Origin of the sequence: Caulobacter sp. 602-2 (assembly GCF_011043625.1) — a bacterium.
GTDB lineage: Bacteria > Pseudomonadota > Alphaproteobacteria > Caulobacterales > Caulobacteraceae > Caulobacter.
In genome coordinates this window covers 1-1,196 of the sequence record NZ_JAAKGT010000028.1, presented here as the reverse complement: position 1 = coordinate 1,196, position 1,196 = coordinate 1, and the positions used below count along the sequence as shown (strand labels likewise).

The following is a 1,196-nucleotide window of genomic DNA, read 5'->3' as shown; positions in this document are numbered from 1 at the left end:
TCGATTACTCGACGATCTTGGCGACGACGCCGGCGCCGACGGTGCGGCCGCCTTCACGGATGGCGAAGCGGAGCTTCTCTTCCATGGCGATCGGGGTGATCAGCTCGACGTCCAGCTCGGCGTTGTCGCCCGGCATGATCATTTCCACGCCTTCGCGCAGCTTGATGATCCCGGTCACGTCCGTCGTGCGGAAGTAGAACTGCGGACGGTAGTTGGTGAAGAACGGGGTGTGACGGCCGCCTTCTTCCTTGGTCAGGATGTAGGCTTCGGCCACGAACTTGGTGTGCGGGGTGATCGAACCCGGCTTGCAGAGCACTTGGCCGCGCTCGACGTCTTCACGCTTGGTGCCGCGCAGCAGCACGCCCACGTTGTCGCCGGCTTGACCTTGGTCCAGCAGCTTGCGGAACATTTCGACGCCCGTGCAGGTGGTCTTCTGAACCGGACGGATGCCGACGATTTCGACTTCTTCACCGACCTTCACGATGCCGCGCTCGACGCGACCGGTCACCACGGTGCCGCGGCCCGAGATCGAGAACACGTCTTCGACCGGCATCAGGAAGGCCTGATCGATCGGGCGTTCCGGCTGCGGGATGTAGGCGTCGACCGAAGCCATCAGCTCGAGGATCTTCTCTTCGCCGATGTTGGCGTCACGGCCTTCGACCGCGGCCAGGGCCGAACCCTTGGTGATCGGAATGTCGTCGCCCGGGAACTGGTAGGACGACAGCAGCTCACGAACTTCCATTTCGACGAGCTCGAGCAGCTCTTCGTCGTCGACCATGTCGACCTTGTTCATGAACACGACCAGGGCCGGCACGCCGACCTGACGGGCCAGCAGGATGTGCTCGCGGGTCTGCGGCATCGGGCCGTCGGCGGCCGACACGACCAGGATCGCGCCGTCCATCTGGGCGGCGCCCGTGATCATGTTCTTCACGTAGTCGGCGTGGCCGGGGCAGTCGACGTGAGCGTAGTGACGGTTGGCCGTCTCGTACTCGACGTGCGCGGTGTTGATCGTGATGCCGCGGGCCTTTTCTTCCGGCGCGGCGTCGATGTCGGCGTAGTTCTTGGCGGTCGCGCCGCCCGACTTCGCCAGCGTGATCGTGATCGCGGCCGTCAGCGTCGTCTTGCCATGGTCAACGTGACCGATGGTGCCGATGTTGCAGTGCGGCTTAGTGCGTTCGAACTTTTCCTTGGCCATC

1 protein-coding gene is annotated in these 1,196 nt (G+C 64.0%); it reads right to left on the bottom strand.

What is annotated here, in order from left to right; translation table 11 throughout:
* Positions 1 to 4 precede the first annotated feature (4 nt).
* Positions 5 to 1,195 (bottom strand): elongation factor Tu, encoded by a 1,191-nt coding sequence (gene tuf, locus G5B46_RS24095; RefSeq protein ID WP_165263218.1) that lies wholly within the window; start codon positions 1,193 to 1,195, stop codon positions 5 to 7.
* Position 1,196: the final 1 nt, after the last annotated feature.